The 24330-nt window shown below is 64.1% G+C and carries 28 protein-coding genes; 14 read left to right on the forward strand and 14 right to left on the reverse strand.

The features are described from left to right. Positions 1-121 precede the first annotated feature (121 nt). The 7 genes from NLY43_RS08630 to NLY43_RS08660 all read left to right on the forward strand — a co-directional run bounded on the left by NLY43_RS08630 (position 122) and on the right by NLY43_RS08660 (position 4393). Positions 122-346 carry a putative signal transducing protein gene (locus NLY43_RS08630; RefSeq protein ID WP_023668472.1) on the forward strand — a complete coding sequence of 75 codons (225 nt, stop codon included), beginning with the start codon at positions 122-124 and terminating at the stop codon, positions 344-346. Further along, positions 346-1140, forward strand: a complete 795-nt coding sequence (locus tag NLY43_RS08635; protein WP_023668473.1) for a tRNA1(Val) (adenine(37)-N6)-methyltransferase — start codon at positions 346-348, stop codon at positions 1138-1140. Before NLY43_RS08630 ends, NLY43_RS08635 begins: the two co-directional genes overlap by 1 nt. Before the next feature lie 120 nt (positions 1141-1260). Further along, the gene (locus tag NLY43_RS08640) at positions 1261-2118 is read left to right on the forward strand and encodes a S49 family peptidase (protein WP_023668474.1); all 858 of its coding nucleotides are present in this window, start codon (positions 1261-1263) and stop codon (positions 2116-2118) included. A 72-nt stretch (positions 2119-2190) separates the two neighbouring features. After that, complete coding sequence (locus NLY43_RS08645) at positions 2191-2376, forward strand: membrane protein (RefSeq protein WP_023668475.1); 186 nt, start codon at positions 2191-2193, stop codon at positions 2374-2376. 26 nt (positions 2377-2402) lie between these two features. Next, positions 2403-3296 carry a 4-(cytidine 5'-diphospho)-2-C-methyl-D-erythritol kinase gene (locus NLY43_RS08650; RefSeq protein ID WP_023709896.1) on the forward strand — a complete coding sequence of 298 codons (894 nt, stop codon included), beginning with the start codon at positions 2403-2405 and terminating at the stop codon, positions 3294-3296. Further along, on the forward strand, positions 3283-3837 hold the full coding sequence (moaB, locus tag NLY43_RS08655) for a molybdenum cofactor biosynthesis protein B (RefSeq protein WP_023709897.1): 555 nt from the start codon (positions 3283-3285) through the stop codon (positions 3835-3837). Before NLY43_RS08650 ends, moaB begins: the two co-directional genes overlap by 14 nt. A 124-nt stretch (positions 3838-3961) precedes the next feature. After that, on the forward strand, positions 3962-4393 hold the full coding sequence (locus NLY43_RS08660; protein WP_023709898.1) for a GFA family protein: 432 nt from the start codon (positions 3962-3964) through the stop codon (positions 4391-4393). Here the strand turns inward: NLY43_RS08660 and NLY43_RS08665 are convergent. After that, positions 4383-5357 (reverse strand): hypothetical protein, encoded by a 975-nt coding sequence (locus NLY43_RS08665; protein ID WP_023709899.1) that lies wholly within the window; start codon positions 5355-5357, stop codon positions 4383-4385. The two genes, NLY43_RS08660 and NLY43_RS08665, sit on opposite strands and share 11 nt — an antisense overlap. A gap of 252 nt (positions 5358-5609) precedes the next feature. Beyond that, positions 5610-6113: a glycosyltransferase gene (locus NLY43_RS08670; protein ID WP_023687105.1), complete on the reverse strand. Its 504-nt coding sequence runs from the start codon at positions 6111-6113 to the stop codon at positions 5610-5612. 150 nt (positions 6114-6263) lie between these two features. Here NLY43_RS08670 and NLY43_RS08675 point away from each other — a divergent pair, with 150 nt between their 5' ends. Both NLY43_RS08675 and rnhB read left to right on the forward strand, forming a co-directional pair. Next, complete coding sequence (locus NLY43_RS08675) at positions 6264-7418, forward strand: PA0069 family radical SAM protein (protein WP_023684378.1); 1155 nt, start codon at positions 6264-6266, stop codon at positions 7416-7418. Between the two features lie 154 nt (positions 7419-7572). Next, positions 7573-8271: a ribonuclease HII gene (gene rnhB / locus NLY43_RS08680; RefSeq protein ID WP_023687104.1), complete on the forward strand. Its 699-nt coding sequence runs from the start codon at positions 7573-7575 to the stop codon at positions 8269-8271. 216 nt (positions 8272-8487) lie between these two features. Here rnhB and NLY43_RS08685 read toward each other — a convergent pair whose 3' ends face one another. The 7 genes from NLY43_RS08685 to NLY43_RS08715 form a co-directional block, all read right to left on the reverse strand. Continuing rightward, entirely contained in the window at positions 8488-8979 is a 492-nt protein-coding gene (locus NLY43_RS08685) for a F0F1 ATP synthase subunit B (protein ID WP_023668483.1), read from the reverse strand. A gap of 10 nt (positions 8980-8989) precedes the next feature. Next, entirely contained in the window at positions 8990-9589 is a 600-nt protein-coding gene (locus NLY43_RS08690; RefSeq protein WP_023668484.1) for a F0F1 ATP synthase subunit B, read from the reverse strand. Between the two features lie 91 nt (positions 9590-9680). Beyond that, a complete protein-coding gene (locus NLY43_RS08695) occupies positions 9681-9905 on the reverse strand; it encodes a F0F1 ATP synthase subunit C (protein ID WP_006206606.1) in 225 nt (74 codons plus the stop codon). Between the two features lie 66 nt (positions 9906-9971). Then, positions 9972-10730: a F0F1 ATP synthase subunit A gene (locus tag NLY43_RS08700; protein ID WP_023668485.1), complete on the reverse strand. Its 759-nt coding sequence runs from the start codon at positions 10728-10730 to the stop codon at positions 9972-9974. Between the two features lie 65 nt (positions 10731-10795). Beyond that, a complete protein-coding gene (locus NLY43_RS08705; protein WP_023668486.1) occupies positions 10796-11188 on the reverse strand; it encodes an AtpZ/AtpI family protein in 393 nt (130 codons plus the stop codon). Positions 11189-11453: 265 nt separating this feature from the next. Further along, the gene (locus tag NLY43_RS08710; RefSeq protein WP_023709900.1) at positions 11454-12638 is read right to left on the reverse strand and encodes a cell wall hydrolase; all 1185 of its coding nucleotides are present in this window, start codon (positions 12636-12638) and stop codon (positions 11454-11456) included. Between the two features lie 136 nt (positions 12639-12774). After that, positions 12775-14070 carry an MFS transporter gene (locus tag NLY43_RS08715; RefSeq protein WP_023709901.1) on the reverse strand — a complete coding sequence of 432 codons (1296 nt, stop codon included), beginning with the start codon at positions 14068-14070 and terminating at the stop codon, positions 12775-12777. Between the two features lie 117 nt (positions 14071-14187). Between NLY43_RS08715 and NLY43_RS08720 the strand changes: the two genes are divergently transcribed. Then, positions 14188-15096, forward strand: coding sequence for a LysR substrate-binding domain-containing protein (locus tag NLY43_RS08720; protein WP_023687102.1), 909 nt, complete (start codon positions 14188-14190; stop codon positions 15094-15096). A gap of 233 nt (positions 15097-15329) precedes the next feature. On the opposite strand, the gene der is transcribed toward NLY43_RS08720, so the two are convergent. Continuing rightward, positions 15330-16760, reverse strand: a complete 1431-nt coding sequence (gene der / locus NLY43_RS08725) for a ribosome biogenesis GTPase Der (RefSeq protein ID WP_023668490.1) — start codon at positions 16758-16760, stop codon at positions 15330-15332. Positions 16761-16836: 76 nt separating this feature from the next. Then, positions 16837-17499, reverse strand: coding sequence for a tetratricopeptide repeat protein (locus tag NLY43_RS08730; protein ID WP_023709902.1), 663 nt, complete (start codon positions 17497-17499; stop codon positions 16837-16839). A 193-nt stretch (positions 17500-17692) separates the two neighbouring features. Between NLY43_RS08730 and NLY43_RS08735 the strand changes: the two genes are divergently transcribed. After that, positions 17693-18697 carry a polysaccharide deacetylase family protein gene (locus NLY43_RS08735; RefSeq protein WP_023709903.1) on the forward strand — a complete coding sequence of 335 codons (1005 nt, stop codon included), beginning with the start codon at positions 17693-17695 and terminating at the stop codon, positions 18695-18697. 26 nt (positions 18698-18723) lie between these two features. Here NLY43_RS08735 and sbmA read toward each other — a convergent pair whose 3' ends face one another. The 3 genes from sbmA to NLY43_RS08750 form a co-directional block, all read right to left on the reverse strand. Then, on the reverse strand, positions 18724-19992 hold the full coding sequence (gene sbmA / locus NLY43_RS08740) for a peptide antibiotic transporter SbmA (protein WP_023709904.1): 1269 nt from the start codon (positions 19990-19992) through the stop codon (positions 18724-18726). A gap of 115 nt (positions 19993-20107) precedes the next feature. Then, positions 20108-21265 carry a YbfB/YjiJ family MFS transporter gene (locus NLY43_RS08745; RefSeq protein WP_023709905.1) on the reverse strand — a complete coding sequence of 386 codons (1158 nt, stop codon included), beginning with the start codon at positions 21263-21265 and terminating at the stop codon, positions 20108-20110. An 82-nt stretch (positions 21266-21347) separates the two neighbouring features. Then, positions 21348-21551: a hypothetical protein gene (locus tag NLY43_RS08750; protein WP_023692120.1), complete on the reverse strand. Its 204-nt coding sequence runs from the start codon at positions 21549-21551 to the stop codon at positions 21348-21350. A 94-nt stretch (positions 21552-21645) separates the two neighbouring features. On the opposite strand from NLY43_RS08750, the gene NLY43_RS08755 reads away from it, so the two are divergent. The 3 genes from NLY43_RS08755 to NLY43_RS08765 all read left to right on the forward strand — a co-directional run bounded on the left by NLY43_RS08755 (position 21646) and on the right by NLY43_RS08765 (position 24268). Beyond that, the gene (locus tag NLY43_RS08755; protein ID WP_023687096.1) at positions 21646-22560 is read left to right on the forward strand and encodes a LysR substrate-binding domain-containing protein; all 915 of its coding nucleotides are present in this window, start codon (positions 21646-21648) and stop codon (positions 22558-22560) included. Between the two features lie 85 nt (positions 22561-22645). After that, entirely contained in the window at positions 22646-23902 is a 1257-nt protein-coding gene (locus NLY43_RS08760) for an aminopeptidase (protein WP_023668497.1), read from the forward strand. 9 nt (positions 23903-23911) lie between these two features. Next, the gene (locus NLY43_RS08765) at positions 23912-24268 is read left to right on the forward strand and encodes a DUF488 domain-containing protein (RefSeq protein WP_023668498.1); all 357 of its coding nucleotides are present in this window, start codon (positions 23912-23914) and stop codon (positions 24266-24268) included. Positions 24269-24330: the final 62 nt, after the last annotated feature.

The raw sequence follows: 24330 nt of genomic DNA on the forward strand, positions 1-24330 counted from the left end.
CGGCTGCGGTGACGGCGTGTCAACCTTAGCGACCGCATGCCGTTGCCCGGAAACCGCTCCACACTTTTCGGCGCCATGCTCCGGCGTTTACATCAACGCTGCAACCTGCGAACTTCGTCCGATGATAGAACTCGTGCGCACCAACGATGCCGTGATCATCTCCTTCGTCGAATCGCTGATGCGCGATGCCGGGATCGCCTGCTTCGTCGCCGACCAGAACATGAGCATTCTCGAAGGGTCGATCGGTCTTTTGCAGAAGCGCGTGATGGTCGATGCCGTCCAGGCCGATCAGGCGCGGCGCATCTTGAAAGACGCCGGCATCGAGAACGAAATCCGCCAGACATAATGGCTGAAGCGAGCGCGCTTACCAGCGATACGCCGGCCCATACGGTCGATGCCTTCCATCGCGGCCGCTTCTGGCTGGTCCAGCCCAGGACAGGGCATCGCGCCGGGATGGATGCCATGATGCTGGCGGCAGCAGTTCCATCCGGCTTTGCTGGACGCCTCGCCGATTTCGGCGCCGGCGCCGGTGCGGCGGGTCTTGCCGTGCTGTCGCGCTGCCCAGAGGCGCAGGTCGTGCTCGTCGAACGGTCGACCGAGATGGCAGGCTTCGCCACAACCACGCTCGCCCATCCCGGCAATGCGCATCTCGGCAATCGCGCCTCGGTGCTGACCGCCGACGTCACGCTGTCGGGCCGGGCGCGGACGCAAGCCGGCCTTGCCGACAATTCCTTCGATTTCGTCATCATGAACCCGCCCTTCAACGCGGCGCAAGACCGCGCCACGCCCGATCCGCTGCGGCGGCAGGCGCATGTCATGGACGACGGGCTGTTCGAAAGCTGGATCCGGAGTGCGGCTGCCGTCGCCAAGCCGCGCGGGGGCCTGGCCGTCATTGCGCGGCCGGAACAGCTTGGCGACCTCCTCCATGCGCTGTCGGGCCGCTTCGGCGACGCCGAGATGCTGGCCGTGCATCCGCGCCCGGAAGCAGCCGCAATCCGCATTGTCGTCAGGGCAGCGCTCGGCGCGCGCGGCAAGCTGTCGATCCGCCAGCCTTTGATGCTGCATGGGCAAACGGGCGACGGCCCGTCGGAACGAACCGAGATGATCAACAACGGACTGGCGTCGCTGTTTGGCGATTGATTTAGGCCCGTCAGTGTCGTTGCCGCAAAACCGGCACACAGTTGGCTGAGATGGATTGCAGCATTGCCGTTGACCGGCAAATCCCTACATGCGTTGAAGCCATTTGGAGACAGCCACCTCGTGAAACGCCTTTTCAACCGCCTGCTGCCGAAATCCTGGCGATCCAGCGTCGTCACCATTCCCGTCATCAGGCTGCATGGCACCATCATGGCCGGCGGCGGCCCGTTCCGGCCGAGCCTGTCCTTGGCGTCCACCGCCGCCCTCATCGAAAAGGCGTTCCTGTTCGATGCGCCCGCCGTCGCCATTTCGATCAATTCGCCTGGCGGCTCGCCGGTGCAGTCGCGGCTGATCTTCAAGCGCATCCGTGACCTCGCGGTCGAGAAGAACAAGAAGGTGCTGGTCTTCGTCGAGGATGTGGCGGCCTCGGGCGGCTACATGATCGCGGTCGCCGGCGACGAGATCTTTGCCGATCCGTCCTCCATCGTCGGTTCGATTGGTGTCGTCTCGGCCTCGTTCGGCTTTCCCGAGTTGATGAAGAAGATCGGTGTCGAGCGCCGTGTCCACACCGCCGGCCAGAACAAGGCGGTGCTCGACCCGTTCAAGCCGGAGAAGAGGGAAGACGTCGAGCGCCTGAAGGCGCTGCAGCTGGAAGTGCACGAGACCTTCATCGACCTGGTCAGGGAACGCCGTGGCACCAAGCTGAAGGACGATCCGGACCTGTTCACCGGCCTGTTCTGGACCGGCAAGAAAGGGCTGGAGCTTGGCCTCGTCGATGCGTTGAGCGACATGCGCACGGTACTGAAAACCCGCTTCGGCGCGAAAACCCAGCTCAGGCTGGTCACCGCGCCGCGTGGCCTGTTTGGCCGCATCGGCCTGTTCGGCTCGAACTTTTCAGCGCCCGATATTGCCGCCGCCGCCGCAAGCGGCGTGATCGATGCGGCGGAAGAGCGCGCATTGTGGGCTCGCTTCGGGCTTTGAAAAAGCAGGGAAAGCGTCTAGCATGAGGGCTTGACAGTCTGCCTTGCCGCCTTGCGAGGGAGGAGCTTTGAAATGCCACAGATCATTTTCTTCGCAGTTGTCGGCGCAGCCGCTTATTTCGGCTACCGCACCTTCGTCCGCGAGGCCGAACGTGTGACCGCCAAGGTGCGGCGCACCGAAAAGCAGGCAGCCAACGGCACCAACGGCACGCTGGTCCAGGATCCCAAGACCGGCGAATACCGCCTGGCCAAGGACTGAGCATCATCCCGTCAGCAGCCGACAGTTTGGATGCCGCAGCCCGGACGTGGCTTGCGCCCGCCAAGATAAATCTGGCGCTGCACGTCAGCGGCAGGCGCGCCGACGGGTATCATCTGCTCGAGAGCCTGGTCGTTTTCACCCGCTTCGGCGACAGGGTCGAGATCGAGCCTGCCGACGCCGACCGGTTCTCCGTATCGGGCCGTTACGCGACTTCCGTGCCGATCGACGACAGCAATCTGGTGGTGAAGGCGCGCGAGGCGCTGCGCAGGCAGGCCGGCCAGCAGAGCACGCCGCCGGTTGCCATCCGGCTGGAAAAGAACCTGCCGGTCGCATCCGGGGTCGGCGGCGGCTCGAGCGACGCGGCGGCGGTATTGCAGGGTCTTGTCCGGACCTGGGGGCTCGACATCGGCGAGGCCGAACTGAGCCGGATCGGTCTCACGCTCGGCGCCGACGTGCCGATGTGTCTTGCGGCAAAACCGCTGGTTGCGCGTGGCGTCGGCGACGAGCTGTCGCTGGTGCCGGATTTTCCGGCGCTCGCTTTGGTGCTGGTCAATCCCGGCGTCGCCGTCTCGACGCCCGATGTGTTCAATGCACTTGAAAAACGCGACAATGAAGGACTGCCGCCGCTGCCGCGCGGTTTCGATTTCCACGGCGTCCGCAATTGGCTGGAGATCACCCGCAACGATCTTGAGGAACCGGCGCAAGCAATACAGCCGCCCATCGGCAGAGCGCTTTCCCTGCTGAACAGGGCCGGATCTGGATTCTCGCGCATGTCGGGCTCCGGCGCGACATGCTTCGGGCTGTTCGAGACCGGCAATGTCGCCAAGCGCGCCGCCGCCGAGATCCGCAGCCGCGAACCGGAGTGGTTTGTCGCCGCGACACGAAGCATCGCTTCAGAGGGGGCCGATGACCAAAATTGACGAAAGCCGCCTGTTCATCCCGGTGCGCATCGCGGTGCTGACGGTGTCCGATACGCGCAGCCTTGCCGACGACAAATCAGGGCGGACGCTGGCCGATCGCATCGTCGAGGCCGGCCATGTCCTGGCCGCGCGCGACATCGTCACCGACGACCGGGAGAAAATCCGCGACAAGGTGCTGGGCTGGTCGCGCGACGAAGACATCGATGTCGTCATCACCACCGGCGGCACCGGTTTTACCGGCCGCGACGTGACGCCGGAGGCGTTGGAGCCGATCTTCGAGAAGCGCATGGATGGCTTTTCCGAAGTGTTCCACCGCATTTCCTACGACAAGATCGGCACCTCGACAGTGCAGAGTCGGGCGACGGGCGGCGTCGTCAACGCCACCTTCGTCTTCGTGCTGCCGGGCTCGCCCGGCGCCTGCAGGGACGCCTGGGACGGCATCCTGAAACCGCAGCTCGACTACCGCCACATGCCCTGCAACTTCGTCGAGATCATGCCGCGCCTGGACGAGCATTTGCGGCGCGGCAAGGCCGCCTCGTAAACCAAGGCAAAGCCGGCCAAGTGCTGCCTTTGTCAGGCAGAATGGCGGCTGCGCCTTCGAGAGGTCATTTCCTCCGGGTCGTCGGGCGGATAGTCTGTCGCCAAGTCAAGACGGAAGAGATCCAATGAGCGCGCACCGCGGCGGCTGCCATTGCGGCAACATCCACCTGACGTTCGAAACGGGAATCGAGCCGGCCGAGGTGGAGATCCGCGCCTGCCAGTGCGCGTTCTGTGTCCGGCATGGTTCGCGCGCCGCTGCCGATCCGCAGGGCCGATTGATCGTCTCGGTCGAGGACGAGGCGCGGCTGCACCGATACCGGTTCGGATTGCGCACCGCCGATTATCTCATCTGCCGGGACTGCGGCGTCTATGTCGCTGCTGTGACCACCGACGGCGAACCGAGAGCGATCGTCATCGTCAATGCGCTGGATGACCGGCCGCGGTTCAACCGCGAGCCGGTCCCAATGGACTATGATGCCGAGAACAAAGAGGGTCGCATTGCCCGGCGGCAAGCGCGCTGGATGCCGGTCGAGATCCGCTCCGGCGTCAGCGGATGACCGGCTCGCCGTGGAAGCGGCGGCGCGAGGGCGGCGAGACGCCGAAGCCGACCTCCATCATCAGCCGTGGCGTGGTGGACGGCACGGTGCCCATGTGGAAGCCGAACGGGTCCTCGACGAAGCCGAGGCCGGCCTCGCCGGTCAGCGTGACCGGGCTGTCGTCGCCATAGACCTTGAGCACGTCTTGCGCCGGATGGCCGACCAGCAGCGTCAGCTGGTGCTTGAGGCTGCGCCTGTTGTGGCTGGCTTTGACATAGACATGCGGGCCGGTGCCGGCATCGCAGGGCTTGAGATAGAAGAAGAATTTCAGCATCCGCCAGTCGTCGAGATCGAAATGATATTTGCCGAGCGAGGCAAGGTTCTTGTCGGCGTCGGAAGCCTCGCCGGTCGGAAAGCTCCACCAGACACGCGTGGTGATCAGCTTTGCCTGCCCGCCCAGATAGTGCTGGGCGATGTCGAGCAGCAGCGGGTCGTTCTGGATGGCGAGTGCCGCCTTGCAGCCGAGGATGCGCTCGAAATAGTGTCCGCTGAGCAAAGAGCGGCCGAACCGCTTCTCGGCTTCTGCGTGTTCTCCGGGCATGAATTCGAGCCGGCGGTCGAAATTGCCGAAGCACGGCGTGCTCTGAGCAAAGCTGGCGATCTCTTCGTGGATTGCCTGCGGAAGGACCAGTCCGGAGAACAGGCCATCGGCGCGCAGCGCCGCGACGATCGACTTGAGGTCGACGCCCCTGAACATCGTCGCTCCGGCACTCTGCGCGGGGCGCGCGGCTTTGGCGCCAAGCCAGTGCAGTTTGCGCGCCGGCATGGTGCGGGCAAGCACGAACATCGGCAGCCATGCGGGATTTTCGCGCAGGTCGGACAGATAGGTCGGGATACGCACCGCAATGCGGCGGAGCAGGCTGCCGTTGCGGGCAATGGCTTCCAGACTGGGGGCGCCGGATTTGTCAGGGGACGAAAGGTTCATCGGGGTCCTCAGATATGAACGGCAGCAACGACGACGCGGCGCTTGCTTACCGCTCCGGCACTACCCAAACCCCGATATCCCGCATCAACGGAATGCTAATCCCGCGTCAGCTTTTGTGCAATGCACAATAGCTTTTTGCGGCGAAAAAGAGGGATGGTGCTGCGACCGTGCCAATGCGGATGAGACGCCGACGCTGCCCCTCATCCGCCCTTCGGGCACCTTCTCCCCGTGAACTGGGAAAAGGAAGAAACATCACTTCTTCGGCGCCAGCCAGATTTCGGCGTCGAGCCGCCTGGTGGCGAGACCGCGCGCAAGGGCTTCGGCGCTGTGCGCGTTCTTCGACAGGGCAGCGGCCTGGCGCTTGCTGATGACCAGCCCTTCGGCCAGCGCCCGGTTGCCCGAAAACACCCGTGACAGGAACGGCGTGCGGCTGCCGCGCGCACGGCAAAAGCGCGCCGGCATGGTTTGCCGCGCCGTGTGAGCGACAACGTCGTCGATCCAGCCCTCCGCCAGCCTTGCGCCGGGTTCCAGAAACAGCAGCCAGTCACCCTTCGCCTGCCTGATTCCCGCGGCAATGCCGCCGGCCACGAAGTGGCAGCCGGCATGATCGGCAACCCGATGCGTCTGGTCGGTCGAGCCGGTGTCGCAGACGATGACATCGCGCACCACGCCCTCGACCGCGCCGCCGATCAACGAGGCGAGCGTGCGGGCAAGGCCTTCTTCGTCATCCCGGGTTTCGATGAGAACGCTGAGCATTTTTAGCCGAATAGCGGAAAGCCCGGCGCAGCGCCAGTTTTGCATGGCCCAACGAAAAAGTTCTTGCTTTGTTCTCATCAGCGAAATAGGATTATTTTCATGAACAGAGCGATTCGACAGCCAGCCGACAGTCCTTGGGAAAGGGCCAAAATGGAACATATCGTGCGTGCGGACATTGCTGCTTTCGGAGCAGGGCGAGCCGAGATGGCCAATGCGATGATCGAACAGAGCGGCATGCGCGTCCGTCCGGATCGCAACCGCGGCCGTTCCGCGGGCATCAACCCGTCCGGCCGGTTCGAGCCGGTCAGCCGGCATGTGTTCGACGACGGCTGGAATTCGCTGGAGGAATTGCCGCCGTTCAAGACCGAAGTGCAGGTCGAGAAGCCGCGCACCATCATCACCCGCAACGAATCGCCCGACATTTCCTTCGACCGCTCGATCAACCCCTATCGCGGCTGCGAGCATGGCTGCGTCTATTGTTTCGCCCGGCCGACGCATTCCTTCATGGGCCTGTCGCCGGGGCTGGATTTCGAAGCGAAGCTGTTTGCCAAGCCGGATGCGGCGCGGCTGCTCGACAAGGAACTGTCGAAGGATGGCTATCAGCCGCGCACCATCGCGATCGGCACCAACACCGATCCCTACCAGCCGATCGAGAAACAATACCGGATCATGCGCGAGATCCTCGAAGTGCTGGAGGCGCGCGGCCATCCGGTCGGCATCGTCACCAAATCCCATCTGGTGACGCGCGACATCGACATCTTGTCGCGCATGGCCGAACGGGGCTTGGCCAAGGTGGCGCTGTCGGTGACGACGATGGACCGCATGCTGGCGCGCACCATGGAGCCACGCGCGTCGACGCCGACCAAGCGGCTTGAGGCAATCCGGCAGCTTTCCGATGCCGGCATCCCGGCCTCTGTCATGGTGGCGCCGATCATTCCCGGCCTGACCGACCAGGAGATGGAGCGCATCCTCGATTCGGCACGCGCCGCAGGCGCCCGCGAGGCCGGCTATGTCATCCTGCGCCTGCCGCTCGAGGTGGCGCCGATCTTCAAGGACTGGCTGCTGCGCCATTATCCCGACCGCTACCGGCACGTGATGTCGCTGATCCGTTCGATGCGCGACGGCAAGGACTATGATTCGGAATGGGGCAAGCGGATGAAAGGCGCCGGCCCCTATGCCTGGCAGATCGGCCGGCGCTTCGAGATCACGGCCAAGCGGCTCGGCCTCAACGCCGAGCGGCGCACGCTCCGAACCGACCAGTTTGTCGCCGCCGCCAAGGCGACCGAGCAGCTGATGCTGCTCTGAGAGTAGCGCCTGCCCTGCCCTCGTGGTTGGCAGGCGACCCAAGAATCCCGTCCGGCCTGTCCCCCGGCCTGCAGACGGTGCCCTCCCGGTCTTGCCCCACTCGACCCTGGAGGGACTTGCGGAGAATCGGAGCCGATGCGAACCTCGCCGCAACATGGCTCGCGCGCGTTCCGATTCTCCGCTTCTTTTAGAAATCGTCGAAAAGCCCGACTTCTCCTTCGAGACGAAGGCGATGGCTGAAGGCCTGTGGCCGGTGGCAGGCATGGACGAGGCCGGCCGCGGTCCGCTGGCCGGGCCGGTGGTGGCGGCGGCGGTGATCCTCGATCCCGCCAACATTCCCGACGGGCTAGACGATTCCAAACGGCTCAACCATTTGCAGCGCGAGGCGCTGTTCCTGAAAATCCTGGGGTCAGCGCTCGGCGTGTCGATGGCCTCGGTCAGCGCCGAAGGCATTGACGGCAGCAATATCCTCAAGGCCAGCCTGGAAGCCATGCGCCGCGCCCTTGCCGGCCTGCCGATCCAGGCGAAGCTGGCGCTGGCCGATGGCCGCGATGTGCCGCCGGGCCTCCTCTGCGAAGGCCGCGCGCTGATCAAGGGCGACCAGCGCTCGCAATCGATCGCCGCCGCCTCGATCGTCGCCAAGGTGATGCGCGACCGCATGATGTGCGGCTGCGGCAGCCACCACGAACGCTACGGGTTCGAAGTCCACATGGGCTACGCCACCGTGCGGCACCGCACCGCGATCGAAGCGCATGGTCCGGTGGCAAGGCTGCACCGGGCGTCATTCGCGCCGTTCAGGCTGGGTGGAGTTGAGGTGGTTGAGGAAGAAGGGTTTGTCGGGTTGGACAGCTAATCTCCCCCCTTGAGGGGGAGATGGCCGGCAGGCCAGAGGGGGGTCGCCGCGCGTGAAGCGCCAGCCCTTCTTCGCAGCAGAATGCGTCGCGCCCGGTCGCACCGACCCCCTCTGTCGCCTTTGGCGACATCTCCCCCTCAAGGGGGGAGATTGTCCGCGCTCAACAAAAAAGCCGCCAGGTTGCCCGGGCGGCTTGATGTCAGCGAGTTACCCCGCTCAGTTCAGCCTGGCCTTCACGTCCTGCAGCGCGGACTTGAACAGGTCGGCGCCGGCCTTGGCGTCGATCTTGCCGGCAAGCAGCGTGCGGGCCGCCTCGACGGCGATGTCGACGGCGCTGGCGCGCACTTCGGCGACGGCTTCGCGCTCGGCCTGGCCGATCTTCTGCTCGGCAAGCGCGGTGCGGCGGGTGACATAGTCTTCGGTCTTCTTGTGCGCCTCGGCGGCAAGCATGTCGGCCTCGCGCTTGGCGGCAGCGACGATGGCTGCGGCCTCCTGCTCTGCTTCCTTGCGCTTCTTCTGGTATTGGCCGAGCAGTTGCTGGGCCTCTTCGCGCAACCGGCGGGCTTCCGCAAGCTCGTCGCTGATCTTGGTCGCACGGGCGTCGAGCGACTTGGCGATCAGGCCTGGCACCTTGATGTAAACGGCAACGCCGAGGAAAATGACGAGGGCAACTGTTGCCCAGAGCGTTGCGAGAGATGTGGCGTCCATGATGTGCTCCTCACCGGGCCACGGATTTGACCGCAGCCGAGATCTCGGCCTTGCTCGTCTTGCCGCCGACAAGCGCATCGACGATGGCTGAAGCGGTGTCCTCGGCAATCGTGCCGACTTCCTTCATGGCGTTGGCCTTGATGGAAGCAATGCTGGCCTCGGCCTCGCCGAGCTTCTTGTCGAGGGCGGCCTCGACCTTCTTGCGGGCAGCCTCGGCTTCAGCCTTGGCAGCGTCGTTGGCCTGCTGGCCTATCGCGTTGGCCTTGGCCTTGGCTTCCGCAAGTTCCTGCTCGTAAGCGGCAACGGCGGCGTCGGCCTCGCCCTTCAGCCTGGCGGCCTGGTCGAGGTCCTGCGTGATGCGATCGCTGCGGACGTCGATGATGCCGCCAAGGCGCGGCATCACCACCTTCTTCAGGAACAGATAGAACAGCCCGAACGTGATCGCCAGCCACAGAAGCTGGGACGGAAACGTCGCCGGATCGAATGGCGGGAACGTGCCGTGCGCCTCGGCAGGCACGCCGGCGCCGGAATGCGTGCCGCCTTCCGTACCGGTATGGGCGCCTTCAGCGGCGGGTGCGGACTCTTGCGCAAACGCAGATGTCACGAACATGGACTATCCCCTGATATCAGGCATGGCCGCAGGAATGCGGCCAGCCAATTCTTCCCAATGCTCGTCCGACCGATATTGGCCGAACAGGGGCTCAGCCGAACAGGGCGAGAAGCGCGATGAGAAGCGAGAAAATGCCCAGAGCTTCGGTCACGGCGAAGCCGAAAATCAGGCGGCCGAACTGGCCATCGGCGGCCGACGGATTGCGCAGGGCGCCCGCCAGGTAGCTGCCGAAGATGTTGCCGAGGCCAATGCCCGCGCCGCCCATGCCCAGGCAAGCGATACCGGCGCCGATGTACTTTGCTGCTTCTGCGTCCATTTTAAACTCCTTTGGATCTGTAATTCGTTGCAATTCCATCCGGCGAAAGATGCCGGAAATTCTAGGTCAGTGCCCGGGATGCAGGGCGTCGTTCAGATACATGCAGGTCAGCACCGCAAAGACGTAGGCCTGCAGGAAAGCGACCAGCAATTCCAGCGCGGTCAGCGCGACTGCCATGGCCAGCGGCAACACCGAACCGGCAACGCCGACGGCGCCGAGCGCGCTCAGGCTGACGACGAAGCCCGAAAACACCTTCAGTGTGATGTGGCCGGCCAGCATGTTGGCGAACAGACGAACCGAGAGGCTGACCGGGCGCGACACGAAGGAGATCACTTCGATCAGCACCACCAGTGGCAGCAGGAACACCGGAACGCCATGCGGCACGAAGAGCTTGAGGAAACCCAGACCGTGCTTCGTGAAGCCGTAGACAACGACGGTTCCGATCACCAGGGCTGCGAGGCCGAAGGTGACGATGATGTGGCTGGTGACGGTGAAGAAGTACGGGAAAAGGCCAAGCAGGTTGGCGACCAGTACGAACATGAACAACGAGAACACGAAGGGGAAGAACTTCATGCCCTGCGTTCCGGCGGCGTCGCGCAGCATGTTGGAGACGAACTCGTAGCCCATTTCCGAAACCGACTGCAGGCGCCCGGGAACAAGGCTGCGGCTGGAGGTCGAGAGGTACAGAAACGCCGATGCGACGAGCACGGTCGCGACCATGAACAGGGACGAATTGGTGAAGGACAGGTCATAGCCTCCGATATTGATCGGAATCAGCTTGACGATATGGAACTGGTGGATCGGATCGACCTTGTCAGCAGCCATTTACATCCCCGTCAAAACCGCGAGCGGCCTTAAGTGTCCTTGTGCGCCATTGGCGGCGCGCCATTTCATTCTTTCGGATCGTGCGACTTCTCGCTTTTTCCGAATTCCGCCACAACACCTGACGAACGCAGGACATTGAGCACGCCGGCGCCAAAGCCCAGCAACAAGCCGACGACCAGACCCCATGGCGAGGTTCCCGCCACGCGATCCAGAAACCAGCCAAGGCCCACACCCACCACTATCCCGGCGATGAACTCGCTGGACAGCTTGAGCGCCTGGCCATATCCGGCCGTCGCTTTCGCGCCGTCATTCCCCTCGAGCTGATCCGGCCGTCTTGTCGCAAGCGATGCTCCAAGCTCACGCCGGCGGCGTTCGAGATCTTCGTCGCGGATGTCGGCCTCGTGCTTGCTGCCGCGGCCGGTTTCTCCGGTTCCGTCTGGCCCGTTCTTGTCGGCCATCGTAACCCCCCTGCCCGGTCAGACCGTCACCGTCCGTCCGCTTCTAAAGTCGCCGGCAACATAGTTAGAGGGTTTGCGCCCGTCAAGCCACGGGCGGGACTTCAAAGCCATGTATTTTTTCTATTGGAATCAACCACTTGGCGAGGTGCGACATCGTGCCCGGCACTATCGGGTCGGCACATGCCCCGAATCCGTCCGGCGACCGCTGTCCGATTTCGGCTTCCAGGGCCTTTGCGGTTCGTTTGCGACAGGCAAGCCGAAGGGCTCAGCTCCAGCCGCCGCCATACGTGCGGTAGAAGATATGCAGGCCGATCTTGGTCATCTTCTGCATCGTGCGCGCCCAGCCCGGATGGACATAGTTGGCGTAGTAATGGGTCGATGAGCCGACTTCGGGAATGAAGATCTTGCCGGCGGTGACCGCCATCGCGACGTCCTGCGCGGTCTTGTAGTGGGCGGGGCTCTCGATGCGCTTCTTGCGGCCGTCGCAGGCGAAGGAGAACTGGCAGCGGTTCAGCCAGTTGTCGTTCTGGTAGACGACGCCGCAAATCGAGTTCGGATAGGCCGGATTGCGGACTCGGTTCAGAATGACCTGCGCGACGGCGGCCTGGCCGCGCACGGATTCGCCGCGCGCCTCGAAATAGATGCTGTTGGCAAGGCAGGCCTGCTCCTTCGTGGAGAAGACGCTGGCCGGCAGCGGGTTCTGGATCCACGAATGATCGCCCTTGGCCATCGGCGGAATGAAGCGCCCGCTGCTCGGCTCCTCGTCCTGCAGCAGCGCTTCGAAGGGCGAGGCCTTGGCGTAATCTGGTTCGGCCTGGGCATAGGCGGTGGCCAGCACGTCCGGTCTGTCATTGTTGACGAGGGCGGCAAGCATGGCCGGCACGCCGGGATCGGGCTTCTTGTCCACATTGGTGTGGAAGGCCTGGGCGATCTGGATTTCCTTGCCCTTGATGCCGGGCTTGGCGAAGGCGAGCTTCAGGCCGCTGTCCATGCTCGGCCGCAGCAGCGAGGACGTGCGCTGAAAGATCGAGCCGGCATTGAAGTTCTTCGGCGGCGCCACCGGCGAGACCTGGATGATGCGGCCCTTCTTGTCGGCGCGCATGATGCGGTCCTCGTCGGGCGTGATGCCGGCGACATTGCCCTTGCCGCGAAACGAGACCTTGCCGACGCCGGGCAGGCGCACGCCCGAGCCCGAGAGCGAACCGGTGGTGACGGAATCGATGAAAGGCATTTCGGCGGCATGAACCGAGCCGGCGACGGAGCGCTCGACATAAGAGTTCCAGCGGGTGCCCGAAGCTTCGAGGCCGGAAATCAAGCTGCCCATGTCCTGGTAGGCGACGACGGTCGGAAAGCCGATCCAGATGCCGAGCCCGATGACCAATGGCGATACGAAGGAACGTTTTTTCTCACCGGCGGCGGCGGCCAGCCGCTTCAGGACACGTCGATGCACGGGGAACTCTCCAGAAACGCCACTGAGCCACTGGAGAGCCAAAGTGAAGCATTAACCTTGATGCGGGGTTAACGCGGTTGATCGTGTTTTTCCGAAGCGGCCCGAAATGGGACGCCGTTTGCCGACCGGCAACCCGTCAGTTCGGCCGCAGGAAAATTGGCCATGCAATCAAGGCGCAGAGCGCGCCCACCAGCCAGACGCCAGGCCACGACCAGATGAGCAGCAATGCCGGAATGGCGGTCGGCACCACGAAGAAGGCGATGAAGACGAAGCTGTTGGCAAGACCGAGCGCGGTTCCGGCGCGGCTGGCGCCGGCAAGCGTGGCGAGTTCGGTGTAGGCGACGCCATGCCAGGCGGAGACCGAAATGCCGGCAACGACCAGCAGCACGTCGATCGCCGGGATCAACGCGGCATGGGCGTCTGGCGTGGCTCCTGCCGCCAGGACCAGCAGGCCGACGGCCGCGAAGCCAAGCGCGCTCGTCATGCTGCAGAGGCGCAGGAACCAGCGGCGGTTGCCATGGCGGTCGGTGAAGCGGCCGCTCCAGACGCGCATCACCATCGCGCCGGTCTGCACCGCGGCAAGGCTGGCGCTGATCGTGAGCGTGGCCATGCCGGCGAAATCGTGCAGGAAGACGGAGGCGAAGGTGAGCACCGCCACTTGCGGAAAGCAGAGCAGGCCGATGGCGGTGGCGATGCGCCAGACCTCGACATTGCGCAGCGGCGCCGGACCGCCCGACTTTGCCATGGCCATGCTGCCGGCATTGTCCAGTTCCGGCGGCTGGTGCAGCCATCGCCAGGCAAACAGCGCAGAGACGGCGTTCATGGCGGCCAGCAGCCCGAAGACCGCCGCGAAACCGTGCACCGATGCCAGCGACGGCAGGACCAGCGCGCCGAGCCCGCCGCCGAGCGGCACCGCGGTCTGCCTGATGCTCATGGCAAAGCCACGTTCGCCTTCGTGGAACCAGGCCATGATGGCGCGGCCGCTGGAACCGTTGACGCTGCCGCCGAGCAGGCCGGTGACCAGAAGGCATGCGGCCAGCATTGCGACGCCAGGCACATAGGTCACTGAGGGCACGATGAACAACGCCATCAGGGCGAGCCACGCCGCTGTCGCACCAAGGCCGGTCAATAGCACGCCGCGATCGCCCCAGCGGTCGGTGAGCAGACCCCAGGGCAGTTCGCTCAAGGCAACGCCCAGTCCGAGAAGACCGAGGACCAGGCCGAGATTGCCATTGCTCAAGTGATAGCCCGACCGCAGAAACACCGCCGCCGCCGGTATGCCGGCGAAGGTGGCGGAGAAACTGGCATTGGCGGCAACGCCGATGCCAAGCACCTTCCAGCGATGATTGGCGCGAAATCGTTCAGCCTTCGACGTGACGGCGGCGGCTCGGCCAACCCGGCCTGGCTCACAATTTGCGTCGGCAATCGACATGGCGGGACTCCTGTTGATGCCCTTTCGGGACCTTGACGCCTCGTCTTTACCGCCATAACTTCATCCCGAATATCGGGAAGTTTTTGACAATTGTTCCCGAAAAACAGGATCGTTGTGATGCGCCGCGTAACCTTCGACCTCGATGTCCTCCGAAGCTTCGTCACCGGCATGGAACTCGGCAGCTTCGCCAAAGCCGCCGACCGGCTTGGACGCTCGACCTCGGCGGTGAGCGCGCAACTGAAGAAGCTGGAGGACCAGGCGGCGACGCCGATCTTCCGCAAGTCGGGCCGCGGACTGGCGTTGACCGAAGCCGGCGAAACCATGCTCGGCTATGCCAGGCGGCTGCTCGAGTTGAACGACGAGGCGGCCTCGGCCATCCACGACGTGGAACTGGAAGGCTGGGTCAGGCTCGGCCTGCAGGAGGATTTCGGCGAGGCGGTGCTGCCGGAGGTGCTCGGACGCTTCGCCCGCGCGCACCCCAAGGTCAAGATCGAGGCGCGGATCGGGCGCAGCTATGAACTCGCCGAGCGGATCACATCAGGCAATCTCGACATTGCGCTGGCCTGGGACAGCGGCCAGGCGCTGCCTTACAGCCGGCATGTCGGCGACGCGCAATTGCGCTGGATCGGGCCGGCAAAGCTGATCGAGACCAGGCTGCGCGAGGGCGAGGCACTGCCGCTGGTGGCACTGGAAGCGCCATGCCTGCTGCGCACGGTGACGACGGAAACGCTCGACCGCGCCGGCCTGCCATGGCGGATGGCCTTCTCCAGCCCCAGCCTTGGCGGCATCTGGGCGGCGGTCGCCGCCGGCCTCGGCCTGACCATCCGCACGGATATCGGCCTGCCGGCCAATGTCAGGGCGATGGCGCCGCAAACGCTGGGCTTACCCGCGCTGCCGACCATGGCGCTGGTGCTGCACCAGAAAGACGCCGAACTGGACCCGGTGGCGGCGCGGCTGGCGGATATATTGTGGCAGGCGGCGGTGGCGGCGCTGCCGCAGGACGAGCGGTTGAGAGAGGTCGCTTAGACGGAAGCGGCTGTCCAGCGTAGCGTTCCGTCACACCCCCCTCTGTCCTGCCGGACATCTCCCCCGCAAGGGGGGAGATTGGATCTCGCGAATGCTTTCGCCAATTTTCAACGTTGCAAGAGAGGCTCCAAAGACGAAACGACTGATCTCCCCCCTTGCGGGGGAGATGCCCGGCAGGGCAGAGGGGGGTGCTGTCCCGCCAATCTTGCGGAGAATTCCGCAACCGTCATCGCTCACTTGCGCTTGTTCGCTCTCCCCGCGAACGGGTTGTCCGAAGTCCGCAGCGCTATCCGGATCGGCACGCCGGGCATGTCGAAGGCTTCGCGCAGGCTGTTGGAGAGGTAGCGCACGTAGGATTGCGGCATCGCGTCGGGCCGCGAGCACTGGACGACGAAACCCGGCGGCCGGGTCTTGGCCTGGGTGACATATTTGACCTTGAGCCGGCGGCCGGCGACGGCGGGTGGCGGGTGATGCGCCAGAATGCTTTCCAGCCAACGGTTGAGCTTGCCGGTGGAAACGCGGCTGTTCCACACCTTGTGCGTCTTGATGACGGCATCCATCAGCTTGTCGAGGCTGCGGCCGGTCTCGGCCGAAACCGTCACCGCCTGGATGCCGCGCACCTGCGGCAAAAGCCGTGTGGTCTTTTCGCGCAGTTCCGTCAGCAGTTCCTGCGGATTGTCGATCAGGTCCCATTTGTTGAAGGCGATGACCGGCGCCCTGCCTTCGCGGATGATCAGGTCGGCGATCTGCAGATCCTGCTTCTCGAACGGGATGGTGGCGTCGAGCACGATGATGACGATCTCGGCAAAGCGGATGGCGCGCAAGCCGTCCTGCACCGACATCACTTCCAGCTTCTCGTGGATCCTGGCCTTGCGGCGCATGCCGGCAGTGTCGAACAGTTTTAGCCGGCGGCCATGCCAGTCCCAGTCGACGGAGATGGAATCGCGGGTGATGCCGGCTTCCGGGCCGGTCAGCAGCCGCTCCTCGCCGATCAACGCGTTGATCAGCGTCGACTTGCCGGCATTGGGCCGGCCGACGACGGCGATGCGCATCGGCTTGGTGTCGTCATAGGCGGGTTCGGCGTCGGGATCGGTGATGTCCTCGCCGATCAGCACCTCGCTGGCGGCGACGTCCTCGGCCTCGTCTTCTTCCTCGCCGAAGGCGCGGTCTTTGCCCAGCGCCTCGATCACCGCGTCGCGCAGATCGGGCATGCCCTGGCCGTGCTCGGCCGAGACCGGGATCGGCTCGCCCAAGCCCAGTTCCCAGGCTTCCAGCATGCCGCCCTGGGCGCCCTTGGCCTCGGCCTTGTTGGCGACCAGCACGACCGGCTTGCCGGACTTGCGCACGATCTCGGCAAAGGTGCGGTCGTCGGGCAAAAGCCCGGACTTGGCGTCGATGGTGAAGAAGATCAGGTCGGCTTCGCGGATCGCGATCTCGGTCTGCGCGCGCATGCGGCCGGGCAGCGTCGAGGCGGCCGCGTCCTCGAAGCCGGCGGTGTCGATGACGTCGAAATGCAGATCGTAGAGTTTGGCCGCGTGGACGCGACGGTCGCGGGTGACGCCCGGCGTGTCGTCGACAAGCGCCAGCTTCCGTCCCACCAGCCGGTTGAAAAGCGTCGATTTGCCGACGTTGGGACGGCCGATAATGGCGACTTTGAAGCTCATCCGGCCACCCATATCATCGCCCGAACCGCAGCGCACCCTTGGGTCAGGCCCGAGGGCAGGCTTTGGGCGATGCGTATCATGACGCGTCCGAGCCGCGGATCAATTCCGACATCAGCGTCGCCCGCTGGCGCGCATTGCGCGGGGCGCCGTCATCGGCGGCGATCTGGTCGAACAGTTTCAGCGCGTCCTGGGTCTTGCCGTCTTTCCAGGCGGCAAGGCCGAGCGCTTCGCGCGCTGTGTGGCGCAGCGTGTTGTTGTCGGCGGTCAGCGCCTCGACGCGGCTGGAGACGTCGGCGAAGGAGCCGTGGTCGACGAGCAGCAGAGCTGCCCGCAGGCGCGCCATGTCGCGAATGCCCTGGGGAATGGCGGTGTCGGCGGCGACGCCATCGAAATCCGCGACGGCGGCGGTAAAGTCGCCCTTGTCGGCCTTTACGGTTGCCGCGCGCATGCGGGCGAGCAGCGGATAGGCGCCGTAGCCGTCCTTTTCCAGCTGTTCGAGCGCGGTCAGCGCTTCGTCGCTCTTGCCGTCATTGGCAAGCTTCAGCGCCTGCGAGAACGCATCGCCGGAGCGATTGGCGCGGGTCTCGTCCCAATAGCGGTAGCCGACGAAGGCAGCGGTGCCAAGCACCACCAGGATGGCGAGGACAAGGATCGCCGGACCAAAGCGGTCCCATAGCGCCTGCGCCTGCTCGCGACGGATCTCGTCGTTGACTTCGCGGATAAAACTGTCGTCGGACATCAATCAAAACCATTGCTGCCCTAACAGGGGCGCTTCTTGAGCCCGCGTTTTAGCGAAATTTCGCGGGCATGGAAGGGGCTCGGCAGGAAAATCGGCTAATCGCCGGGCGCATAGCTGCCGACGTTGATCGCACCCACGCCACATTTTGCCGATAGCCGGCTTGGACTGCCTCCAGATCAAGCCCAGATTGCCGATGCCACGTTTGTCCCGCGTTGTTGCGTTTTCCTCAGCCGTGCTTGCCATGGCTGGTGCGGCTTTCGCCGACCCGCCGGCGCCGCCTGCCCCGGCAAAGCCGAAGCAAATCGTCATCATCTCGTTCGATAGCGCCCGGGAGATCTCGCAATGGCAGCGCAGCCGGGCGCTGGCCAAGCGCACCGGCGCGCATTTCACCTACTTTTTGTCCTGCGTCTTCCTGCTGTCGCCGCAGACGCGGGCCGACTACACAGCTCCGGCCAAGTCTGCGGGCAAATCCAACATCGGCTTTGCCGCTTCGAAGCAGGACGTCGCCGATCGGCTCGATCAGATCGGGCTCGCCGCTTCGGAAGGCCATGACATCGCCAGCCATGGCTGCGGCCATTTCGACGGCAAGGACTGGAGCAAGGCCGACTGGCTGAAGGAATTCGCCTCGTTCGAGCGCATTCTGGAGAACGCCTATGCAATCAACGGCATTGCGCCCGAGCCGGCAGGCTGGCGCGCTATCGCCCATGCCGTTGTCGGCTTTCGCGCACCCTACCTCTCGACCGGCAAAGGGCTCTACGAGGCCCTGGATGAAGCCGGCTACCACTATGACGCCAGCGGCGTTTCGAATGGCCCGGTCGAGCCGCCGACCGGCGGCGGCCTGACCCGCTTTTCGCTGCCGCAGATCCCGGAAGGCCCGAACTCAAGGCCGGTGATCGCCATGGACTACAATCTTTATGTCCGGCATTCCGGCGGTTTCGAGCGGCCGAGCCAGGCAGCCGAGTTCAGCGATCGGACCTACCAGGCCTTCCGTGCCGCCTTCGACAAGCAATATCAGGGCAAGCGCATCCCGCTGGTGTTGAGCTTCCACTTCACCTTGATGAACAACGGCGCCTACTGGAACGCGCTGGAGCGCTTTGCCGACGAGACGTGCGTGAAAGCCGACGTCGAATGCATCAGTTTTCGCGATTTTGTGCAGCGGCAACGTGGTAGCGAGAGGCAGGCGGCGGTGGGCGGCTGAGCCGCCAACCGTCTGTGCAAATAGGATCAAGCCGGGTCGGGTTCCTTTGCCTGTTCCTGACGCTCCATGAAGTGGCGGTCAATGTCGGGCAGCGGCTCGCCGCGAATCGTCGCCTCGAAGGCGCGAAGGCGCTTGTGAACTGACAGAAGCTCGACAATCGTCGACCAAGAATTGACGAGATACTGGAATGAGTTGGTTACCTGACTGAAGGCTGAACTGACCTGGTTGATGAGACCCAGCGTCAGCGTTCCAGCGATCATGGAAGGCACCATCAGGAAGTAGGAGAAGACGTTGTTGGTCTGAAGATAAAGATAGCGGACCACGTTGAAATACACATAGTGGAAATACAGGCGAAAGTAGTTTTGCCGCACACTCGCAAACAGCTCCGCGACGGTCCGCGGCTGCGCCCGGGCCGGATCGTCCTCACCGTAGACGAGTTCCTTGCGATATGCTGCCTCGACGCGCTGGTTACGAAACTGCAAGCCAGGAAGCTTGATGCCTGCGGTCGCAATGATGACTGTACCGAAGACTGCCCAGAAGATCGCAGCCAAAACCAGCGGCTGAGGAACATGACCGATCAATGGCAACTCTGTGACATGCTTAGAATAACTGAGCAGGATCGGCATGAAAGCGATAAGCGTCATGATGGAATCGACGAAGCTAGTGCCAAGGTCTTCCATTATCTTGGAAAACCGCATCGTGTCTTCCTGCACACGCTGTGCAGCGCCCTCAATATGGCGCAGCTTCGGCCAATAGGACATGTAGTAATTGTTCATCGCAGTGCGCCAGCGAAACACCCAGTGGCTGACGAAGAAGTTTGTCAAAACGAACACGGTAACCGCGACAAGAGCGATACCGAGGAAAGTGATTATTTGAGCGTAAAGATCAGCCTCGGTTGCCTTGACCGTTTTGCTAACGATGCCCTGAATGAGGTCCCAGAATGGTCCATACCATGCGTTGATCGCCACGCTTACCTGCACCTGAAAGTAGGTCGTGAACAGGAGCAGCGAACTGCCGAGGATAGACCATTGGTCCCACGGGTGCGGAGAATACCAGTGCCAGAAGCCATAGAATATCAAAACGCCAAGCGCATAGTAGATGTAGAACCAGAGGAACGGAGGCGACCAGAACACCGAGACGCCTATGATGGGCGGCGCGTCGGCAAGAGCCGGAGGCAAGCCGAGAAACGCGCCAAGCTGGTCAGCACCGAGGAACCAGGCTGCCACGAGAACCGCAGTCCAGACGACGGCCGAGATGAAAAACAGCTTCGGCTGCGGGAAGAAGGATACGAACACTGTGGTGAAATCCTCGGTCGGTGCGCAAATCAGCGGGGTTCGGCGGGCATAAAGTCACACATTAGGTGGAAAGCAAATGCCCGTACCCGATGCCCGGCATCGAGCAAGACCACAATCATGGCGATTTTGGCGCGGCCGACCAGGTGATCCCAGCAGATACCACCAATACGCCAGCAGCGACGATCGAGGCGAGGAAGAAGTTGCCCGAGGCTTGCGCCAGCAGGCCGGCGACGACAGGGCCGACGATCTGGCCGATGCCGAAGGCGGCGGTCATCATGGCGAAGATCCGGCGCGGCGCCTGCGGCACGAGCTGCCTGGCGGTCTGCAGGCCGAGTGCTGTAACGGCGATGAAGGTGCCGCCGAGCAGGACGCCCGCGAGCAACGGGCCGGCGGCGCCGCCCATGGCGACGCTGGCGGTGACGCCGACCAATTCGACCAGGCAGCCCAAGGCATAGGCGGCATAAAGCCCGATCCGTGCCGCTACCTTCTGCCACAGCCACACCGAGGGGAAGCCGGCAAGGCCGGTGACCATCCAGACGGTCGCCTCGAAGACGCGGCCGTCGCCGCCCTGGCGCACGATGGCAACGAGGAACGTCGCCGTCACCACGTAGCCGAAGCCGAACAGGCCGTAGGCAACGATAACTTTTATCAGCGACCGGTCCTTGGGCAGCGCCGGTTCGCGCCCGGCCAGGCCGGTAGCGGGCGCGGTGCCGCCGGCAAGCCAGGCGACAAGCGCAAGGCCGCCGGCGGAAATCGCCGCCGACCACAGCCAGCCCGACGCCCAGCCGGCATGTTCGGTGACCAGAACCGCCATCAGCGCCGAGGATGCCGCGATGCCGAGACCGACGCCGCCGAAATGCAGCGCCTGCAGGTCGCTTCTGTTGGCGGCTGCCAAATGACCAAAGACGATCGAGGCCATGAACACCATGACGAAGGCACTGGCCAGGCCGGCAAGGAAGCGGATGACGACAAAGGCGGTCATCGTCTCGCTCAGCCCCATCAGGCCGGCGAGCGCAGCACTTGCGGCAAGGCCGCCAAACATCAGCAGCCGCTCGCGCCCATGCGCCCAGCCGCCGGCCGCCGCAAGCGCGCCGGCGAGGTAGCCGAGATAGTTGGCCGAAGCGATCCAGCCGGCATCGGCCGGCGACAGATGCAGTTCCTCCATCATGCCGGGCAGGATCGGGGTGTAGACGAAGCGGCCAATGCCCATGGCAACGGCCATGGCGATCATGCCGGCTACGGCTAGACGCAAGGGTGATGGCGCAGCGTTCATCGCAGCGCACAATAGATTTGGCGGCCGCCGAAACAATCCGCTTTGTGTTGGGCCAGTGGCTCGCGACTAATGTCTAAGAATCTCAACCACAGCCGATTGCGCCGGTCTCGTAGGCGGTGCGGCGCGCCGTCAGGCGAAACGGCATGTCGCCGAGTTCGCGCTCCGACATGGTGTCGAGCACGGGATGCGACAGCGGATCGGTCACCCAATTGAGGACATCCCCGTCATGGCGCCGCCGCGTGTAGCCGGCGGCAAAGACTTTGAGCAATGATACGATCGTCACCATCCTCGCCTCCTCGGTCTGACTGTCCCGCTAGAATCTGCCCTGTCTCGCCGTCTTTCAATTGAGATTTCGGCCGCGCCGGTTTAGAAAAACTGGAATGGCTATGCTGAACCGCGTCCATCTCAACGGCCTGCGCGCCGTCGAAACCGTCGCCCGCCTCGGCTCGCTGGCGGCCGCTGCCGGCGAGCTCAACGTCTCCGTCAGCGCCGTCAGCCAGCAGATCAACCGCACCGAAAAGCAGCTTGGACAGGCGCTGTTCGAACGAACGGCGAGCGGGCTGGTGCTGACCGAGTTCGGCACGGTTTTTTCCGCCCGGCTTGGCGCCGGTTTTCGCGAGCTGGCGCAAGCGGTGGCGCTGGCGGACGAGGCAAGCCAGTGCACGCTGGTGGTTTCGGTGGCGCCGGCCTTCGCTTCGAAATGGCTGCTGCCGCGATTGTCGCGGCATTTCGACCGCCATCCCAACGTGCTGCTGCGCATCGACGCCTCGGTGCGGCTGGCCGATCTCGAGCGCTCCGACATCGACATAGCCATCCGGCTTGGCGACGGCAAATGGCCGGGCGGCCGGGCGGAACTTTTGTTGGCGCAGGAAGTCTTTCCGGTCTGCGCGCCGGTGATCGCCAAGAAACTGAAGTCGATCGAAGACCTGGCGCAGACCTGCGCCATCACCGACGAACGGGCGATGATCAACTGGGAGAGCTGGTTCAAGGCTGCCGGGGCCGAGCCGGTCAGCTTCCGCAAGGGCGCGCGCTTCACCGACCCGATGCTGTGCCTGGAATCGGCGATCGCCGGCCATGGCGTCATGCTCGGCTGGCAATTGCTGGCCGCCGATGCGCTGGCCGACGGCCGCCTCGTCGCGCCTTTCGGCGTGCGGGCGCAGAGCGGCCTCGGCTACTGGCTGGTGACCTCGGCGACCAAGACCGAAAGCCGCAAGGTGCGCGATTTCAAGATCTGGATCCGCGAGGAAATCGCGGCGACCGTGGCGCAGTTTAGCGCGCTGGAAAGCGCTGCCTAGGGCTGTCCGTCGCGACGGTGCTGGAAAGGACAGCCGCGCCGGCCTATGTTGGAACTCTCACTCCCGGACCAAGGCAGGCAGGATCATGACCACACATTCGCGCGGCGTTTCCGCAACGATCGACCCGGTGAAGCTCGACAGGCTGGCGGAAGTCGCCATCAAGGTCGGGCTGCAATTGCAGCCGGGGCAGGATCTGGTGCTGACCTCGTCGATCGCCGCACTGCCGCTGACCAGGCGCATCGTTGAGCACGCTTATAAAGCGGGCGCCGGCCTGGTGACGCCGATCTTCAACGATGACGAGATCATGCTGGCGCGCTTCCGCTACGGCGCGGATGCCGGCTTCGACCGCGCCGCCGGCTGGATGTATGAAGGCATGGCGAAGGCCTTTTCCAACAATGCGGCGCGGCTTGCCGTGCGCGGCGAGGACCCGTCGCTGTTGTCGGCGCAGGACCCGGCGAAAGTGGCGCGCGCCAACAAGGCGAACTCGATGGCCTACCAGCCGGCGCTGGAAAAGATCACCGGCTTCGACATCAACTGGAACATCGTCGCCTACCCGGATCTCGCCTGGGCAAAACAGGTCTTCCCCGGCGATGCCGACGATGTCGCGGTGGTGAAGCTCGCCGATGCGATCTTTTCGGCATCACGGGTCGATGTGGAAGACCCGATCGCAAACTGGACGGCGCACAATGCAGCGCTGCGCGGCCGCACAAAGTGGCTGAACGAGCACAATTTCCATGATCTGCATTTCAGCGGCCCGGGCACCGACCTGACCGTCGGGCTGGCCGATGGCCATGAATGGATGGGCGGCGCCTCGACTGCCAAGAACGGCGTCACCTGCAATCCGAACATCCCGACCGAGGAGGTCTTCACCACGCCGCATGCACGGCGCGTCTCCGGCCATGTATCCTCGACCAAGCCGCTGTCCTACCAAGGCACGCTGATCGACGATATCTCGGTGCGTTTCGAAGAGGGCAGGATCGTCGAAGCCAAGGCTTCGAAGGGCGAGGACGTGCTGAAGAGAGTGCTCGACACCGACGAGGGTTCGCGCCGGCTCGGCGAGGTGGCGCTGGTGCCGCATTCCTCGCCGATCTCGGCCAGCGGCCTGCTGTTCTTCAACACGCTGTTCGACGAGAACGCCGCCTGCCACATCGCGCTCGGGCAGTGCTATTCAAAATGCTTCGTCGACGGCGCCTCGCTCAGCCAGGACGAAATCGCCCAGCGCGGCGGCAACAAGAGTTTTATCCACATCGACTGGATGATCGGCTCGGACAAGATCGACATAGACGGCGTGCATAAGGATGGCCGCCGCGTGCCGGTGATGCGCAAGGGCGAGTGGGCGTAAAGGGGGCGGATGGCCTTCGACCTGACGGTCAAGCGAATTTACGAAGCACCCGCGCCCGATGACGGGCAGCGGGTGCTGGTCGATCGCATCTGGCCGCGCGGCGTCAGCAAGGAGGATGCCGCGCTGACGCTGTGGCTGAAGGAGATCGCGCCGAGCGATGAATTGCGGAGGTGGTTCGGACATGAGCCGGCGCGATGGGCGGAGTTTCAGGTGCGGTATTCGGTCGAACTGGATGGGAATAGAGAAGCGGTGGCGAAACTGCGTGGCTTGCTCGGCAAGGCCAAGGTGACGCTGCTTTATGGCGCGCATGACGAGGCGCATAACAATGCGGTGGCGTTGGCGGGATATTTGCGCGGGACGGGTTGAGAGACAGCGAACCGCTGCATACGCCGCAAGCGAAAGCCTTCACAATTAGCGATCGCCCTCCA

It is taken from the genome of Mesorhizobium sp. C416B, assembly GCF_030323165.1.
GTDB lineage: Bacteria > Pseudomonadota > Alphaproteobacteria > Rhizobiales > Rhizobiaceae > Mesorhizobium.

What these genes read in the sequence shown, in the direction of transcription:
- NLY43_RS08630 (WP_023668472.1), top strand. Translation starts at nt 122, where the DNA reads ATGATAGAACTCGTGCGCACCAACGATGCCGTGATCATCTCCTTCGTC.
- NLY43_RS08635 (WP_023668473.1), top strand. Translation starts at nt 346, where the DNA reads ATGGCTGAAGCGAGCGCGCTTACCAGCGATACGCCGGCCCATACGGTC.
- NLY43_RS08645 (WP_023668475.1), top strand. Translation starts at nt 2,191, where the DNA reads ATGCCACAGATCATTTTCTTCGCAGTTGTCGGCGCAGCCGCTTATTTC.
- moaB (WP_023709897.1), top strand. Translation starts at nt 3,283, where the DNA reads ATGACCAAAATTGACGAAAGCCGCCTGTTCATCCCGGTGCGCATCGCG.
- NLY43_RS08660 (WP_023709898.1), top strand. Translation starts at nt 3,962, where the DNA reads ATGAGCGCGCACCGCGGCGGCTGCCATTGCGGCAACATCCACCTGACG.
- NLY43_RS08665 (WP_023709899.1), bottom strand. Translation starts at nt 5,357, where the DNA reads ATGAACCTTTCGTCCCCTGACAAATCCGGCGCCCCCAGTCTGGAAGCC.
- NLY43_RS08670 (WP_023687105.1), bottom strand. Translation starts at nt 6,113, where the DNA reads ATGCTCAGCGTTCTCATCGAAACCCGGGATGACGAAGAAGGCCTTGCC.
- NLY43_RS08675 (WP_023684378.1), top strand. Translation starts at nt 6,264, where the DNA reads ATGGAACATATCGTGCGTGCGGACATTGCTGCTTTCGGAGCAGGGCGA.
- rnhB (WP_023687104.1), top strand. Translation starts at nt 7,573, where the DNA reads ATGGCTCGCGCGCGTTCCGATTCTCCGCTTCTTTTAGAAATCGTCGAA.
- NLY43_RS08685 (WP_023668483.1), bottom strand. Translation starts at nt 8,979, where the DNA reads ATGGACGCCACATCTCTCGCAACGCTCTGGGCAACAGTTGCCCTCGTC.
- NLY43_RS08690 (WP_023668484.1), bottom strand. Translation starts at nt 9,589, where the DNA reads ATGTTCGTGACATCTGCGTTTGCGCAAGAGTCCGCACCCGCCGCTGAA.
- NLY43_RS08695 (WP_006206606.1), bottom strand. Translation starts at nt 9,905, where the DNA reads ATGGACGCAGAAGCAGCAAAGTACATCGGCGCCGGTATCGCTTGCCTG.
- NLY43_RS08700 (WP_023668485.1), bottom strand. Translation starts at nt 10,730, where the DNA reads ATGGCTGCTGACAAGGTCGATCCGATCCACCAGTTCCATATCGTCAAG.
- NLY43_RS08705 (WP_023668486.1), bottom strand. Translation starts at nt 11,188, where the DNA reads ATGGCCGACAAGAACGGGCCAGACGGAACCGGAGAAACCGGCCGCGGC.
- NLY43_RS08715 (WP_023709901.1), bottom strand. Translation starts at nt 14,070, where the DNA reads ATGTCGATTGCCGACGCAAATTGTGAGCCAGGCCGGGTTGGCCGAGCC.
- NLY43_RS08720 (WP_023687102.1), top strand. Translation starts at nt 14,188, where the DNA reads ATGCGCCGCGTAACCTTCGACCTCGATGTCCTCCGAAGCTTCGTCACC.
- der (WP_023668490.1), bottom strand. Translation starts at nt 16,760, where the DNA reads ATGAGCTTCAAAGTCGCCATTATCGGCCGTCCCAACGTCGGCAAATCG.
- NLY43_RS08730 (WP_023709902.1), bottom strand. Translation starts at nt 17,499, where the DNA reads ATGTCCGACGACAGTTTTATCCGCGAAGTCAACGACGAGATCCGTCGC.
- NLY43_RS08735 (WP_023709903.1), top strand. Translation starts at nt 17,693, where the DNA reads ATGCCACGTTTGTCCCGCGTTGTTGCGTTTTCCTCAGCCGTGCTTGCC.
- NLY43_RS08745 (WP_023709905.1), bottom strand. Translation starts at nt 21,265, where the DNA reads ATGAACGCTGCGCCATCACCCTTGCGTCTAGCCGTAGCCGGCATGATC.
- NLY43_RS08750 (WP_023692120.1), bottom strand. Translation starts at nt 21,551, where the DNA reads ATGGTGACGATCGTATCATTGCTCAAAGTCTTTGCCGCCGGCTACACG.
- NLY43_RS08755 (WP_023687096.1), top strand. Translation starts at nt 21,646, where the DNA reads ATGGCTATGCTGAACCGCGTCCATCTCAACGGCCTGCGCGCCGTCGAA.
- NLY43_RS08760 (WP_023668497.1), top strand. Translation starts at nt 22,646, where the DNA reads ATGACCACACATTCGCGCGGCGTTTCCGCAACGATCGACCCGGTGAAG.
- NLY43_RS08765 (WP_023668498.1), top strand. Translation starts at nt 23,912, where the DNA reads ATGGCCTTCGACCTGACGGTCAAGCGAATTTACGAAGCACCCGCGCCC.